A 12817-nucleotide genomic window follows, 5' to 3' on the forward strand; every position below is an offset into this window, starting at 1 on the left:
AGCCCCCGTGCACCGTCCTACAGGCGTGGAGGCCGGTTTCCGACGCCATCCGGCCGCTCCCGGCATCACACTGTGGCTCATGCGGTGGCCGTCAAGTGCGCAGGTGTTTTGCCAGCCCTTGTCTCCCACGCCCTTTTTCTCTTTCACATGCCTGCGGAGAACGCGATGACCACCAACACCAGCCCCCTGACCGGCGCCAACGCGAACCCGACAGGCAAGTTCGCACGGCATGCCTCCTCCCCGCCGTCCCACGGCTTGCAGCTCACCCGCAATGACGACGGCAGCGTGACCCTGGCACTCAACCAGCCCCTGAGGCTGCAGGCCGAAGAACTCGAAGAACTCGTCGCCAGCCTTGCCGGCTTGCGCGCCGACATGGACCCGCCCTACCCGCTGGACTGCCCGCCATTGAGTGCGCTGGAGCCCAGCTACAGCCCGCGGCACTGGGTTGCCTGCGACCCGCTGACCGGCAAGATCCTGCTGTTCCTGCGCCATCACCTGTTCGGCTGGCTGGGCATTGTGCAAACGCCGGAGACCGCGCTCGACATGTTGAAGTCGGTGGCCGTCGAGATGAAAAACCTGGAGCTCTCCGAGCGCGACCCCAGGCAGGACCTGCACTGACAATCTCCGCGCAGTCGCCACGGCCACCACCATTTCAGCCGTATTCCGCGCCCATGCCGGAGCCCATCCGCTTCATCCTGCTGTACATCGTGATGCCGGGCTGGCTGGCCGCAGGGCTGGCCGACTGGGCCTGCCACCGGCGCAGCGACATCGCCCACACCAGCGGCATAAAAGAATCGCTGCTGCACATGCTGATGATTGGCCAAGTGGGCGTGGGTGTGTTTGCGGCGCTTTTCCTGCAGATCAATTCAGCTGTGCTGCTGCTGTTGCTGGCCTTGCTGCTGGGCCATGCGCTGACAAGCCATTGGGACCTGCACTACGCCACCGGGCGGCGCCACGTCAGCGCGGCCGAGCAGAGCGTGCATGCCTACCTGGAAGGATTTCCGCTGGCGGCCTATGCGCTGCTGATGGCCGGCCACTGGCCCCAGTTTGCGGCAATGTTCGGTTCGGGCAGCGCCACACCCGACTGGACCTGGGCGCTCAAGGACGATCCCCTGTCAGTACGCCAGACGGCAGCGCTGCTGCTGGCGAGCTTTTTCCTGGGCTTTGCCCCCTTCGCCGAAGAGCTTTACCGCAGTGTTCGCGCGTCAAGGCGATCCACACAAAAACCAGAACTCCGCCGCTGAGCATGTGCTTCGTTTTCCGCTGCTTATGGCGCCGTACATCTTGATACGAGGCCGGCTGCAGACCGGGCGATAGATGCCGGGATTTTCAGGAATGCGCTTGAAACCCTTCAGCACCTGACCTTGCCTCTGGCAATTGCCCGTTTTTAGTTTTCTTCAATGCCAACCGCCGCGGCCCAAGGCGTTTTCGTTTGCTTACCCAAAGACACGTTTTTGACGCGCGATTGTCATCACGGCGCCCGGATGAACTCCTACCATGGAGGCATTCACCAGAGAGGGCTTGCATCATGAGACCTGCTAAAGCACCGCCGCACGACTACCGCATTGAAAACGTCGATCCGGCAGAGGGCAGCCTGCTGCCGTCGAGCTCGAATCACCTTTTCGCCGACTACTCGCTGGCCGTGGCTGTCGCCGTGAAAAGTGTGGCCGACCCCACGCGACAGGAAGTGCGCGTCGTGCACATTCCCAGCGGGGAAGTCGTCTTCCGGACTTCAGCGTTTTGACGCCGGGGTCCGCCGCATCAGGTCAGCCTGATGCTGTTTGCAAAGTGGTCATACACCACGGAAATTCTCCGCAGGTGGCGCGACTCCGCGTGCGCCAGCAACCACAGGTCTGACTCGCAGTCGGCCAGGGTGTCCGTCAGCGGCACCAGCCCGGGCTCTCCCGCCAGCATGAAGCGCGGCACAATGCCCACCCCCAACCCCGCCTTGATCGCATCCATTACCGCCACAATGCCGTCCGCATAATGCCGCGGCGTGACCTTGGGCAACTGCTTGCGCCGCCACAGCACCGAGGGGTGCTCCGGAAGCGATTCGTCGGGCGCTATCCAGTCCAGTTTCGCCAGCGCATCAAGCAAGGGAATTTTTTTGGATGACACCGCCTTCGCCTGCGCTTTGGATCCGCACAGCACAAAGCGCACGGTGCCAAGCTTGCGGCCCACCAGGTGGTCGGGCGGCTTGCGCGTTGCACGCAGCGCCAGGTCCGCATCGCGCCGGCTCAGGCTGACCAGTTCATTGCCGGTGCGCATGTCCAGCTGCAGCAGCGGATGCTGTGCCAGCAGCGGCTTGAGGGAAGGCAGCACCAGCCCGCGCAACACCGCGTCAGTCGTGGTCAGCCGCACCAGGCCTGAAACGCCTTCATGCGGCCGCTGCATGCTGGCGCGCACCGCTTCAAGCTCGGCCTCCACGCGCTCCGCATGCGGCACCAGGCCCAGCATGGGCTCTGTCGGCAGGTAGCCCAGGCGCGACCTTTCGAACAGCCGCTGGCTCAGGTTTTTTTCGATGCGCTGCACCGAGCGGAACACTGTGGACGCATCCGCGCCCAGCCGCCGCGCGGCCTCGGCCAGCGTCATGCCGCGCACCATGGCCAGCAAAATTTCCAGATCAGAGGCCGTCAGCGCGTATTGCGTTTTTGCAATAGATGTTTTCATGACTGCCAATTTACATTGTATTTTTGCAATCGTAAAGTGGCGGCTCCTTCAACGCTACGCCCTTTGCCGGGCTTTACATCATGACCATCGAAACCCCTGAAAACTCCAGCGCCAGCCACGGCGCCACCCTGCTGCGCCTGGCCCTTGGCACCATGTGGGTCACCCACGCGCTGCTCAAAATCTTCGTCTTCACTCTGCCCGGTACGGCGCAGTTTTTTGAATCGGTCGGCCTGCCTGGCTTCATGGCTTACGTCGTCGTGGCGGTCGAACTGGCCGGCGGTGCGGCGCTGCTGCTGGGCTTTTATGGGCGCCAGGCATCACTGCTGCTCGCGCCGGTGCTGCTGGTGGTCGTCTGGGTGCACTGGCCCAACGGCTGGGTGTTTACCAGTCCCAAAGGCGGCTGGGAATACCCCCTGTTCCTATTGGTAGCCTCGCTCGCCCAATGGCTGCTGGGTGACGGCGCCTGGGCTGCACGCCGCAGCCGCCTGCTGGTGCCGCGCTGACCTTTGCAGAAAAAGAACAACCATGAAGCTCACCCTCATCAGCCACACCCTGTGCCCCTACGTGCAGCGCGCAGCCATCGTGCTGACCGAAAAAGGCGTCGCCTTTGAGCGCATCAACGTCGACCTCGCCAACAAGCCCGACTGGTTCAAGGCCATCTCGCCGCTGGGCAAGACGCCTGTGCTGCGGGTAGATGACGATGCGATTTTTGAATCCGCCGTGATCTGCGAATACCTGGACGACACCCTGCTGCCGCGCCTGCACCCGGCGGACGCCCTCAAGCGGGCACAGCACCGCGCCTGGATGGAGTTTGGCTCTGCCCTGCTCAATGCCATTGGCGCGTTCTATAACGCTGGCGATGCGGCATCGCTGGCGCGGCACCGTGAAGACATCCGGCGCCGGTTTGCCCAGCTCGAGGCCGTGCTGCCGGATCAGGGGCCTTATTTCGCCGGTGCATCTTTCTGCATGGTCGATGCCGTGTTCGGGCCGGTGTTTCGCTACTTCGATGTGCTGGACGGCGTGGGTGAGACTGGGTTCTTTGAACAGTTGCCAAAGGTGCAGGCCTGGCGCGCTGCTCTCGCTGCGCGTCCCTCAGTCCAGCAAGCGGTGGACAGCGGCTATGCCCGCGAGCTGCATCGCTTCTTCCTGGCCCGCGGCTCCGAACTCTCTCGCCGCATCGCGGAGCGTGAAAGTAGCCTGATGCTATAAAGCGAACGGCTGCTTTTGGCCAGAAGCGGACATTCATGAAAACCAGACCCTTTCAGCAGGCCGACACCGCTGGCGTGTATCGACTTTTAACCGCCAATGGCTGGCAGCATCGAATTCCTTCAATGGATTATTTACAGGAACTGGTCGCTGCGTCCCAGCGGGTCATAGTCGCCGTGGACGGGAGCCAGGTAGTCGGATTCGCCCGAGCCATCACGGACGGCTTATCGAATGGGTATCTTTCAATGGTTGTGGTGGAAGAGTCTTGCCGGGGTCAAGGCATCGGGACCCAGTTGGTTGAGCGAATCATTGGTGACGAATCACATGTAACGTGGGTGCTTCGTGCAGGGCGCGAAGGAGCGCATGAGTTTTTTTCCAGGATGGGCTTCACAACATCTGCGGAAGCGATGGAGCGCGTGCGTCGGGCAGCCGGCAGATGACCGCCTGGAGCACGAAGCGGTCTTTGCACATCCTTCTGCGCAGACCTTGGTTCAAGCGATGAATCCGCCGCAGACAATCGAAGTCAGCGGCGCTACCACCAGCCGGCGGATGTGAGCATTTCCGGGAGGTCATCTGGCCACACAATGTCACTGGTCGATTTGAGTTCGGGAGCATTCCACCATTTATGCTCCTTTATCACCTCGACCTCCTGAGCAGTCCAGTGGTCCCGCAGGACTGTCTGATGGTCTTCCACGGTGACAACAAAGAACCGCTCATCGGCCATGACCTCTTCGCCATCCGCCAGCCGCAAGATGAACTCTCGCTGAGAAATTGCGTCACCTACATCAGCGACAAAGATGCCCGTTTCTTCTTTCAGCTCGCGTACTGCTGCCTCGGCAAAGGTTTCACCGGGCTCCAGCCCACCACCAGGTGTCGCCCAGTAGTCTTGTCCCTTTAACGCTCCGGCTTTATGGACAAAACGAAAGAGGAGAAGGCTTTTCGCACGATTGAGAACGAGCAATCGAGATGAGAGGCGCCGTCGCAAGATGTGTTCCGTTGAAAGTAGTGAAATGCCTGTTGATTGACCGGTGGTGGCCGAATGTCATCATCCTAGCCCAGGTCTCAATGGGCCAGAACGCCCCTCTTCAACGGGCCGCTGGATTGCCAGTGAAAACCGCCAATTGCGAATCAAAAGCACGCTGGTAGGCAGGCCGCGCTTCACCACGAGCGACATAGGCCAAAAGATTCGGGTATTTCTCCAGCAGACCCGATACGCTCGCCCTGCGCAGCACCGTCACCATCAGCAGGTCTCCGGCGCTGAACGCACCGTCAAGCCAGTCGGCATTGCCAAGCCGGCTGGAAAGGTCGCCCAGCCGTGCATGGACGCTGTCCTCGAGCGCGGACAGGCGCTCCGTATACCAGGGCTTGTCACGCTCGAAGAGCACCGCCATTGATCGGTCAATGATGGGCGGCTCTACCGTGTTGAGCGCGGCAAACATCCATGCGACGGCGCGTGCGCGGGCATTCCCATCGTCCGGCAACAGGCCTTGATGGCGCTCTGCAATATGGAACACGATGGCGCCGGACTCGAACAGCGCAAGATCGCCTTCTTCATAGGTTGGAATCTGCCCGAAAGGATGAAGCGCCCGGTGCGCGGGCTCCTTCATCGCCGCAAACGAAACAAGGCGGACCTCGTAAGGCTGGCCCACTTCTTCAAGCGCCCAGCGAACGCGCATGTCACGCGCCAGTCCACGGCCGCGGTCGGGTGAGCGTTCAAAGGCTGTGATGATCGGGGTCGTCGGAAGGGTCATGGTGGTTTCTCCTTTTGCTGAGATGCCTGGTTGAGTGTTTTGTTGATGCCGGACATGCGATTGACCGGTCACCTACCTCACGACGTTCGGGATAGAGCCCAATCGACATCCCGGCGCCACTTTTTTTGTGAATTCTGAAAAAAAGAACCTGGGCGCCGTCAGCAGCGTACCCATCGCCGCAGTCGCGCCCTGCTCAGGCCTGACGAAAACTCGCCAGTGTCTTGAGCAGGTTGCGGGTGGCGCCGTCGAGCACATCCAGCGGGCGGTGAACCATGGCCGTGTGGCGCGTCAGCGCGGGCTTGAGCGGCACCAGTTGCACGTCATGTCGCACGTTGGATTCCTCCAGCGACTGCTCCCTCGGCAGCACCGCGGCGCCGTAACCGGCGGCCACCAGGCTCTTGATGGCCTCGGAATAATTCAGTTCGATGCGTGCGCGCGGCGTGAAACCCGCGTCGGCAAACCAGGCCATGGTCATGCGGTACATGTGGGTCGGGGTTTCGTTGAATATCAGGGGGCGGGTGGCCAGCCATGCCGGCGTGGCGTACTTGGGCGCCTTCCAGCGCTTGGGTACAAAAGCCATCATCGGGTCGCTGCGCCAATGCGTGATCACCATGCCGCGCTGCGCGGGCGGCGGTGTGGCGACCAGGCCGACATCGAGCGTGCCGTCCAGCAATCGCTGCAGCGTGTCGGCGGAGCCAAGAATACTGACCTCGACATCGATGTCGGGGTGCGCTTGTTCCATGGCCTTGAGCACCTGCGGCAAAAAGTACACCAGCACGCCCGTGGTTGTGCCCAGGCGCACGCGGCCGGTGCGGCCCTCGACGTGGCGTTTCACCGCGTCGACCGCATCGTCGGCATCGCGCAACAGACGGCGGGCCCGTTCAACCAGCACGGCGCCCGCCGGTGTGGGCTCAACGCGCCGGCCGCCGCGCACCACCAGTGGCGTGCCCAGGCGGCTTTCAAGCTCGCTCACGTGCAGGCTGACGGTGGGCTGCGCCAGGTGCAGACCCTGCGCCGCGGCAGAGAAGGTGCCCAGATCGGTGATGGCGACCAGCGTTCTTAATTGGTCCAGGTTCAGTTCGCGCATGGAAGTGTCTATATCAGTAATTCTGATAGTTTTTATCAGGAAATTCAACTTCCACAATAGCATGATTTTCAGCACCATAGGTCACTTCCTACCAGGAGTGCGCGAAATGCTGACGAAGACGATGAGAATTTTCCCGGGAGCCCTGCCCAGCTTTCCAGCCAGAGAGCTAGGCCAAAAGCTTCTGGCCGCCCTGCGCGAAAACGGGCAGAGGCGACGGAACCTGAATGAGCTGCGCCTGATGAGCGACCACCAGCTCAATGACCTCGGCATAGGCCGCGGTGAAATCCCCGGCCTGATGAATGACTTGGGGCCCCGCCACTGGGAATGGCGCTGAAGCCCCTGCGCCGGACCGGCGAGCCGGTAAGAGACGTTTTACGCCAACAGGTCTTGCTGCGAGAATCAGGCAATGACTTCACTCCAGACTTCCACCAGTTCCTGGCTTAGCGCCGCCATCGCCCGCATTGAAGCCGACTACCTGCGCAGCGCCGACACGCACCTGATTCCGCTGCCGTTGCCGGAGTTCGCTGCGCGAGGCGTCGACTTCTATCTCAAGGATGAATCGACCCATCCCACCGGCAGCCTCAAGCACCGGCTGGCACGCTCATTGTTCTTGTACGCGTTGTGCAACGGGCTGATCCACGAAAGCTCCACCATCGTCGAAGCGTCCAGTGGCTCCACCGCTGTCAGCGAAGCCTACTTCGCACGGCTGCTGGGCCTGCCCTTCATCGCCGTGATGCCGCGCAGCACTTCGCCCGAGAAAGTGGCGCAGATCGAGTTTTATGGCGGGCGCTGCCACTGGGTGGAAAGCGCCGTGCAGGTGTACGACGAGGCACGCAAGGTGGCGCTTGCAACCGGTGGCCACTACATGGACCAGTTCACCTATGCCGAGCGCGCCACCGACTGGCGCGGCAACAACAACATCGCCGAAAGCATGTTCAGCCAGATGGCCCGCGAGCGGCACCCGGTGCCACGCTGGATTGTGGTGGGTGCCGGCACGGGCGGCACCAGCGCCACCATCGGCCGTTACGTGCGCTACCAGCGTCACGGGAGCCAGCTGTGTGTGGCCGACCCGGTGGGTTCGGTTTTCGGCGCCTACCACCGAACCGGCGATGCCGGCCTCACCGGTGCAGGCTCGCGTATCGAAGGCATTGGCCGCCCACGCGTGGAAGCCAGCTTTATCCGCACGGTGATAGACCGCATGGTGGAAGTGGCCGACGTGGATTCGCTGGCCGCCATGCAGGCCTTGTCGCAGCTGCTGGGCCGCAGGGTCGGACCTTCGACCGGCACCAACCTGGTGGGCATGCTTACGCTGGCGCATGAGATGTTGGTGCGCGGCGAACAGGGCTCTATCCTGTCGCTGCTGTGCGACTCCGGCGAGCGCTACCTGCCCACGTACTACAACGCCAACTGGGTCGCTGAAAAAATGGGCGACTGCACGGCAGCGAACGAGCAGATCAACCGCTTGATGCGGCCGGTGCGGGCCTGAAACCCGGAACCCGCATGCGCCTGCCCCTGACCACCGGTTTGCCGAGACGCCAGTTGTTGTTGGGAGGCGCGGCCGGCCTGGCGAGCCTGGCTGGCCTGGAAGCCCACGCCCTGCCCGCCAAAACACTGGCGTTCCCGCGCGACCGCGGCGCACACCCCGGCTTTCGCACCGAGTGGTGGTACATCACCGGCCAGGCCACGGCCGCGGGTAGTCGCCTCTTCGGCTTTCAGCTGACCTTTTTCCGTTCACGCGTGGACGATACGCAGGGCATGTCGTCAAAATTCGCCGCAAGGCAGCTGGTTTTTGCGCATGCCGCCATCACCGATGTGCAAGGCAACAAACTCTGGCACGACCAGCGCATCGCACGGGAAGGTTTTGGCGTCGCGATGGCCAGCGAGCAGGACATGGCCGTCAAGCTGCGCGACTGGTCCCTGAAAGCCGAAGGCGCAAGGTACACCGCAGAGCTGCCGGCCAGCGACTTTGCACTCAAGCTGCAGTTTGAAGAAACGCAAGGTGTGCTGCTGCAAGGCAACAAGGGCCTGTCGCGCAAAGGACCTGACGAAAAACAGGCCAGTTACTACTACAGCCAGCCGCAGCTTGCTGCGCGCGGCAGCCTGCAAGTCAAGGGAAAAAACTTTGCCGTTACCGGCACAGCCTGGCTGGACCACGAGTGGAGCGAAGAGATCCTGCATTCCGACGCCACGGGCTGGGACTGGATAGGCATGAACCTGCTGGACGGCAGCGCCCTCACCGCTTTCAGGCTGCGCGGCAAAGACGGCAACACGCTGTGGGATGGCGGCTCGTTCCGCTCACCGAAGGGCGGGCTTTACACCTTCAGCCGCGGCGAGGTGATTTTTAAACCCGTTCGCCACTGGAAAAGCCCACTGACGCAAGCGACTTATCCCGTGGAATGGATCGTGCGAACACCGGCTGATTTTTATACGGTACGCGCCGTCATTGACAACCAGGAGCTGGACAGCCGCCAGTCGACAGGCGCGATTTACTGGGAAGGCTTGAGCGAGCTGATCGACAGCAACGGCAAGCGCGTGGGGATGGGGTATCTGGAAATGACGGGCTATGCGCAGCGCCTGAAGATGTAGCGCCCCAGGCCGGCGCCGGCCGCAGTTGCGGCGCAGCGCCCAAAGGGATCAATAGTCGGCGCGGATCAGGCGCTGGGCACGCGGGCTCATGTTGCGGCGGATATTGGCCGTCAACCATGGGTAAGGCTGGCCAGGCGCAGCGGCCACAGATGGCGCGCCCGGCAGGAGGAATTGCGCAGCATCCATCACCTTACGCAGCAAAGAAGAAGAAGAAGACGAGGAAGAAGCCTGCAAAGAACGGCCGCCGACAGAGGCGTTGGCGGAAGCGGGCTCAGTAAAAAATGCGGTGCGTGTCATGGAAGGTCCTTTCGAAGTGACGTGAGAGGCAACGATTGCCAAAACAGAGGTCATGACGAGAATATAGGGTTTACGAGTATAAAAGTAAAACGACTTATATTGCGTTTGAATGCAGAAAAATTGCTTTTAGAGCAAGGCCTCCAAAACCAAAAAATGGGAGACCAGCCATGGATATCAACCTCGCCCGCACCTTTCTCGAGATCGTCTCCTGCCATAGCTTTGTCCAGGCTGCAGAACGGCTGCATGTCACCCAGACCGCGGTCAGCGCCCGCGTGAAGACCCTGGAGGAGTTGCTGGGACGCACGCTCTTCGTGAGGAACAAGGCCGGCGCATCGCTCACGCCCGCAGGCGAGCAGTTTGTGCGGCACGCCATGACGCTGGTACAGGTCTGGGAGCGCGCCCGCCACCAGATGGCCGTGCCGCCCGGGCGCCGCGCGCTGGTGACCGTTGGCTGTGAAATCAGCCTCTGGCAACCGCTGATGCTCGACTGGCTGTTCTGGATGCGCAAACACGCGCCCGACCTGGCGCTTCGCACCGAGGTGGGTGTTGCAGAAGACCTGCTGGAACGCGTGGCCCACGGAACACTGGACATCGTCATTGCCTATGCACCGCGGCAGCGCCCCGGCCTCAGGATCGAACTGCTGATCGAAGAAAAGCTGGTGCTGGTCACCACCTCGCCCAGGCTCGAGATGCCGCAGCCCGCCGACTACGTCTACGTGGACTGGGGGCGCGAATTCTCCGCACAGCACAGCCTGGCGTTCCCGGAGCTTTCCAGCGTCGGGGTCTCCTCCAGCCTGGGGCCATTGGGGCTGGAGTACCTGCTTGCTGTGGGCGGTGCCGGCTATTTTCGGCAAAACGTGGTGCGCAACCACATCAAGGAAGGCCGCCTGTTCCGCGTGCCAGGCAAGCCGGAGTTTTTGTACCCCGCTTATGCCGTCTACGCAGCCAACGCAGACATGAAAGTACTGGAACCCGCCCTGGCAGGCTTAAGGCAAGCCGCGGCGGGAAGCCAGGGCGGCAAGGTGCGCGCGGCCAAGCCGCCAAAGGCTCCCGGCAAGGGCAAACAACCCTCACCGTGATTCAACGACCAAGACCCAAGACACTTTCACCTTCACACGTCCACCAGGAGGCCCAATGCGCTGGATAGCCCTATTTGACGACACACCTGCCATGCTGGCGATCCGGCAAGAGCGTGAACCCCTTCACCTTGCCTATCTTCGGCAACACCAGGACGAAATCCTCATTGCAGGCGGTTTGCGTGAAGCGCCCGGCGAAAGCTTTGTCGGAGGCCTCTGGGTCATGGAGGTTGCGTCCAGGGCACGTGCCGTGGAGCTGGTCGAGAACGACCCCTACTACGTGCCGGCTCATCGCAGCTACCGGTTGCTGACCTGGGGCAAGGCATTGGCCGACAGGCAGATGATTTTGTAAGCAGAACCCACGAATCGTTGCACCGGTTTCACTGTCAACGACAGCAGGGAACCAAGGGTCAGGGGTGTTATGCGGCAGTCAGCGCGGGAACGGTTGCGTGACTACACTTAACCCATGCTGGTGAGACCTTTGCCGGCACTTGATGCATGCAACCGGACTCGACATGGACTTTTTTCTCCTGGTGACCTTTGTCGCCATCGGCACCTACCTCCTGAAAGCCAGGGAAGAACGCCAACGCATAGCGCTGCTGGGCAGCCATCTGGGCAATTACCAGATTGAAAAACTCATGGAGACCCTGGCCGACGGTTACCTGCGGGCACTCGGCGAAAAAGAACCCGAGCGCCGCGAGCAGGTCTGGCAACAACTGGCCAACTCTGAAGCACAACTGGCCGTGCAGTTCAGCAAATTTGCGGCAGAGTTTGCCAGGGTGCCTGAGCCCGAGGCCCGCGTCAGCCGGCTGCCCATCAGTTTTCCCTTTGCGACCCTGATCCTGCCGGCCATGAGCTTCGACATGCGCATTGCCCTGGCGATCCACGCCGCCGGTATTGCGCGCGTGGCCCAAAATGCCGCCGGGCTCAGCCCCAAGGCCAAGGCCTTCACGATGTCAGCCGAACTCTTCCTGATGCAGCACACCTGCCACTGGTTTTGCAAATCAAGGGCCATCGCCTCGGCCCGTGTGTTGGTGCGGCACAAGACGCCGCATGCGCAACTGGTGGAGTCGGTGTCGCCGGAGACGCGTGAGGCTTATAGCGTGCTGATCGGCGGCGGTAGATAAATAAGAGGCATGCTCCAGCTTCCCGGATTGTGCTCGCCCTGTTAGCGCGTGAAGCACTTTCACGCCGTGGAAACGAACGTCATATCCGCAGGTGTTACCAAGGCGCATCTACCGGGAGACAAGCACTATTCATCGAGGAAATCACCTCGGTAAAAACTCCAGGCCGTTCCGTCGTGAAGATAGAAGTACCCGTCGGCGCAAAAGTCTTTGCCGGGGAAAAATTCACGATACGCCTTGGGAACGAGCCGTGACAGCTGCGCGTCCGTGAGTTCGTCGAACTGTTCGGGCGTAATCGGTTGGCCGACTCTGAGTTTGGGAGATTCCATGGGTGAGCTGGGTAGTGAGGGTATCTGGATGATGACCAACGTGGAGATGAACGGTGTTCCCCAGTTTGCCAGAGTACATCATTTCGATTTAAAGATCAGGACGAATTCCGCTCAAAGTAACGCTGATAAACATTGACGTAGTTGGTACCGACCTGACAACAGGTGATGTCTTTGAACTTCAGCTTTTCCGGGCTTTCTGCCCAATTGGCGGACCCCGAGAAATACTCGACTTGAACACCAGTTTTGATCGTCTTGAGAACGCGGCCAATCACAAAATCCTTCTCTTCTCCGGCCTCGCATTCGAAGATCAGGAGTGGATACTCTTTCGAAAGCTGAGCAATCACGGATCCCCAGTTAAGGAGATCGAAAGCAGCTCCAAACGGAACCCTCTGTATCAATCCTTCCTGCTCCAGCAAACCCTTTTGGAATTTGTCGGTTGTTGAACAGCGTACCTCAGTGATATCGGCAACTCTAAGTACCATGAGCCCATCAAGGTTGAAATCGTAAACATACTGAAGAACAACCAGTTCTTCTGACGATGCGAGAACGAACCCCTGGATAGCGTGGTCATCAATCTCGCTTCGATGAATGGAAACAAGATTACGGTTTTTCTGATGCTGCGCGAACCGGTGCATTACATGCGCTCCTACGTTTGAAAAAGTGGCGTCACCGCAATACCGCGCCGAGCCGG

Annotated in this window: 19 protein-coding genes; 12 read left to right on the top strand and 7 right to left on the bottom strand. The window is 61.1% G+C overall.

Features of this window, described 5'->3' with window-relative positions; all coding sequences use genetic code 11:
- Positions 1-165 precede the first annotated feature (165 nt).
- From AC1D11_RS02850 to AC1D11_RS02860, 3 genes are all read left to right on the top strand, one after another.
- Positions 166-618, top strand: coding sequence for a hypothetical protein (locus AC1D11_RS02850; RefSeq protein ID WP_477646874.1), 453 nt, complete (start codon positions 166-168; stop codon positions 616-618).
- Between the two features lie 53 nt (positions 619-671).
- Positions 672-1244, top strand: a complete 573-nt coding sequence (locus AC1D11_RS02855; protein ID WP_477646875.1) for a diguanylate cyclase — start codon at positions 672-674, stop codon at positions 1242-1244.
- A gap of 284 nt (positions 1245-1528) precedes the next feature.
- Entirely contained in the window at positions 1529-1744 is a 216-nt protein-coding gene (locus tag AC1D11_RS02860; RefSeq protein WP_477646876.1) for a hypothetical protein, read from the top strand.
- A 17-nt stretch (positions 1745-1761) separates the two neighbouring features.
- Here AC1D11_RS02860 and AC1D11_RS02865 read toward each other — a convergent pair whose 3' ends face one another.
- Positions 1762-2670: a LysR family transcriptional regulator gene (locus tag AC1D11_RS02865; RefSeq protein ID WP_477646877.1), complete on the bottom strand. Its 909-nt coding sequence runs from the start codon at positions 2668-2670 to the stop codon at positions 1762-1764.
- A gap of 80 nt (positions 2671-2750) precedes the next feature.
- Here AC1D11_RS02865 and AC1D11_RS02870 point away from each other — a divergent pair, with 80 nt between their 5' ends.
- The 3 genes from AC1D11_RS02870 to AC1D11_RS02880 are packed head-to-tail and all read left to right on the top strand — an operon-like array spanning position 2751 to position 4316.
- Positions 2751-3173, top strand: coding sequence for a DoxX family protein (locus AC1D11_RS02870; RefSeq protein ID WP_477646878.1), 423 nt, complete (start codon positions 2751-2753; stop codon positions 3171-3173).
- A gap of 22 nt (positions 3174-3195) precedes the next feature.
- Positions 3196-3879, top strand: a complete 684-nt coding sequence (locus AC1D11_RS02875; protein WP_477646879.1) for a glutathione S-transferase family protein — start codon at positions 3196-3198, stop codon at positions 3877-3879.
- 35 nt (positions 3880-3914) lie between these two features.
- Complete coding sequence (locus tag AC1D11_RS02880) at positions 3915-4316, top strand: GNAT family N-acetyltransferase (protein WP_477646880.1); 402 nt, start codon at positions 3915-3917, stop codon at positions 4314-4316.
- Between the two features lie 92 nt (positions 4317-4408).
- On the opposite strand, the gene AC1D11_RS02885 is transcribed toward AC1D11_RS02880, so the two are convergent.
- From AC1D11_RS02885 to AC1D11_RS02895, 3 genes are all read right to left on the bottom strand, one after another.
- Entirely contained in the window at positions 4409-4861 is a 453-nt protein-coding gene (locus AC1D11_RS02885; RefSeq protein WP_477646881.1) for an NUDIX hydrolase, read from the bottom strand.
- 100 nt (positions 4862-4961) lie between these two features.
- Positions 4962-5627 (bottom strand): glutathione S-transferase family protein, encoded by a 666-nt coding sequence (locus AC1D11_RS02890; protein WP_477646882.1) that lies wholly within the window; start codon positions 5625-5627, stop codon positions 4962-4964.
- A gap of 193 nt (positions 5628-5820) precedes the next feature.
- Positions 5821-6714 (bottom strand): LysR family transcriptional regulator, encoded by an 894-nt coding sequence (locus tag AC1D11_RS02895; protein WP_477646883.1) that lies wholly within the window; start codon positions 6712-6714, stop codon positions 5821-5823.
- A gap of 61 nt (positions 6715-6775) precedes the next feature.
- On the opposite strand from AC1D11_RS02895, the gene AC1D11_RS02900 reads away from it, so the two are divergent.
- The 3 genes from AC1D11_RS02900 (at position 6776) to AC1D11_RS02910 (ending at position 9300) form a co-directional block, all read left to right on the top strand.
- Positions 6776-7048: a DUF1127 domain-containing protein gene (locus AC1D11_RS02900; protein ID WP_477646884.1), complete on the top strand. Its 273-nt coding sequence runs from the start codon at positions 6776-6778 to the stop codon at positions 7046-7048.
- A gap of 72 nt (positions 7049-7120) precedes the next feature.
- Positions 7121-8200 carry a PLP-dependent cysteine synthase family protein gene (locus tag AC1D11_RS02905; RefSeq protein WP_477646885.1) on the top strand — a complete coding sequence of 360 codons (1080 nt, stop codon included), beginning with the start codon at positions 7121-7123 and terminating at the stop codon, positions 8198-8200.
- A 14-nt stretch (positions 8201-8214) separates the two neighbouring features.
- Positions 8215-9300, top strand: a complete 1086-nt coding sequence (locus tag AC1D11_RS02910; RefSeq protein WP_477646886.1) for a lipocalin-like domain-containing protein — start codon at positions 8215-8217, stop codon at positions 9298-9300.
- A 48-nt stretch (positions 9301-9348) separates the two neighbouring features.
- On the opposite strand, the gene AC1D11_RS02915 is transcribed toward AC1D11_RS02910, so the two are convergent.
- The gene (locus AC1D11_RS02915; protein ID WP_477646887.1) at positions 9349-9597 is read right to left on the bottom strand and encodes a hypothetical protein; all 249 of its coding nucleotides are present in this window, start codon (positions 9595-9597) and stop codon (positions 9349-9351) included.
- 167 nt (positions 9598-9764) lie between these two features.
- Here AC1D11_RS02915 and AC1D11_RS02920 point away from each other — a divergent pair, with 167 nt between their 5' ends.
- The 3 genes from AC1D11_RS02920 (at position 9765) to AC1D11_RS02930 (ending at position 11800) form a co-directional block, all read left to right on the top strand.
- Positions 9765-10676 carry a LysR family transcriptional regulator gene (locus AC1D11_RS02920; RefSeq protein WP_477646888.1) on the top strand — a complete coding sequence of 304 codons (912 nt, stop codon included), beginning with the start codon at positions 9765-9767 and terminating at the stop codon, positions 10674-10676.
- A 55-nt stretch (positions 10677-10731) separates the two neighbouring features.
- Positions 10732-11025 (top strand): YciI family protein, encoded by a 294-nt coding sequence (locus AC1D11_RS02925; RefSeq protein WP_477646889.1) that lies wholly within the window; start codon positions 10732-10734, stop codon positions 11023-11025.
- A gap of 163 nt (positions 11026-11188) precedes the next feature.
- Positions 11189-11800, top strand: a complete 612-nt coding sequence (locus AC1D11_RS02930; RefSeq protein WP_477646890.1) for a hypothetical protein — start codon at positions 11189-11191, stop codon at positions 11798-11800.
- Between the two features lie 125 nt (positions 11801-11925).
- On the opposite strand, the gene AC1D11_RS02935 is transcribed toward AC1D11_RS02930, so the two are convergent.
- On the bottom strand, positions 11926-12126 hold the full coding sequence (locus AC1D11_RS02935) for a hypothetical protein (protein ID WP_477646891.1): 201 nt from the start codon (positions 12124-12126) through the stop codon (positions 11926-11928).
- 95 nt (positions 12127-12221) lie between these two features.
- Entirely contained in the window at positions 12222-12761 is a 540-nt protein-coding gene (locus AC1D11_RS02940; protein ID WP_477646892.1) for a hypothetical protein, read from the bottom strand.
- Positions 12762-12817 lie beyond the last annotated feature (56 nt).

It is taken from the genome of Polaromonas sp. P1_E11 (genome assembly GCF_056405995.1).

What these genes read in the sequence shown, in the direction of transcription:
- AC1D11_RS02920 (WP_477646888.1), top strand. Translation starts at nt 9,765, where the DNA reads ATGGATATCAACCTCGCCCGCACCTTTCTCGAGATCGTCTCCTGCCAT.
- AC1D11_RS02860 (WP_477646876.1), top strand. Translation starts at nt 1,529, where the DNA reads ATGAGACCTGCTAAAGCACCGCCGCACGACTACCGCATTGAAAACGTC.
- AC1D11_RS02930 (WP_477646890.1), top strand. Translation starts at nt 11,189, where the DNA reads ATGGACTTTTTTCTCCTGGTGACCTTTGTCGCCATCGGCACCTACCTC.
- AC1D11_RS02935 (WP_477646891.1), bottom strand. Translation starts at nt 12,126, where the DNA reads ATGGAATCTCCCAAACTCAGAGTCGGCCAACCGATTACGCCCGAACAG.
- AC1D11_RS02940 (WP_477646892.1), bottom strand. Translation starts at nt 12,761, where the DNA reads ATGCACCGGTTCGCGCAGCATCAGAAAAACCGTAATCTTGTTTCCATT.
- AC1D11_RS02900 (WP_477646884.1), top strand. Translation starts at nt 6,776, where the DNA reads ATGATTTTCAGCACCATAGGTCACTTCCTACCAGGAGTGCGCGAAATG.
- AC1D11_RS02895 (WP_477646883.1), bottom strand. Translation starts at nt 6,714, where the DNA reads ATGCGCGAACTGAACCTGGACCAATTAAGAACGCTGGTCGCCATCACC.
- AC1D11_RS02855 (WP_477646875.1), top strand. Translation starts at nt 672, where the DNA reads ATGCCGGAGCCCATCCGCTTCATCCTGCTGTACATCGTGATGCCGGGC.
- AC1D11_RS02870 (WP_477646878.1), top strand. Translation starts at nt 2,751, where the DNA reads ATGACCATCGAAACCCCTGAAAACTCCAGCGCCAGCCACGGCGCCACC.
- AC1D11_RS02850 (WP_477646874.1), top strand. Translation starts at nt 166, where the DNA reads ATGACCACCAACACCAGCCCCCTGACCGGCGCCAACGCGAACCCGACA.
- AC1D11_RS02910 (WP_477646886.1), top strand. Translation starts at nt 8,215, where the DNA reads ATGCGCCTGCCCCTGACCACCGGTTTGCCGAGACGCCAGTTGTTGTTG.
- AC1D11_RS02890 (WP_477646882.1), bottom strand. Translation starts at nt 5,627, where the DNA reads ATGACCCTTCCGACGACCCCGATCATCACAGCCTTTGAACGCTCACCC.
- AC1D11_RS02905 (WP_477646885.1), top strand. Translation starts at nt 7,121, where the DNA reads ATGACTTCACTCCAGACTTCCACCAGTTCCTGGCTTAGCGCCGCCATC.
- AC1D11_RS02875 (WP_477646879.1), top strand. Translation starts at nt 3,196, where the DNA reads ATGAAGCTCACCCTCATCAGCCACACCCTGTGCCCCTACGTGCAGCGC.
- AC1D11_RS02880 (WP_477646880.1), top strand. Translation starts at nt 3,915, where the DNA reads ATGAAAACCAGACCCTTTCAGCAGGCCGACACCGCTGGCGTGTATCGA.
- AC1D11_RS02925 (WP_477646889.1), top strand. Translation starts at nt 10,732, where the DNA reads ATGCGCTGGATAGCCCTATTTGACGACACACCTGCCATGCTGGCGATC.
- AC1D11_RS02865 (WP_477646877.1), bottom strand. Translation starts at nt 2,670, where the DNA reads ATGAAAACATCTATTGCAAAAACGCAATACGCGCTGACGGCCTCTGAT.
- AC1D11_RS02915 (WP_477646887.1), bottom strand. Translation starts at nt 9,597, where the DNA reads ATGACACGCACCGCATTTTTTACTGAGCCCGCTTCCGCCAACGCCTCT.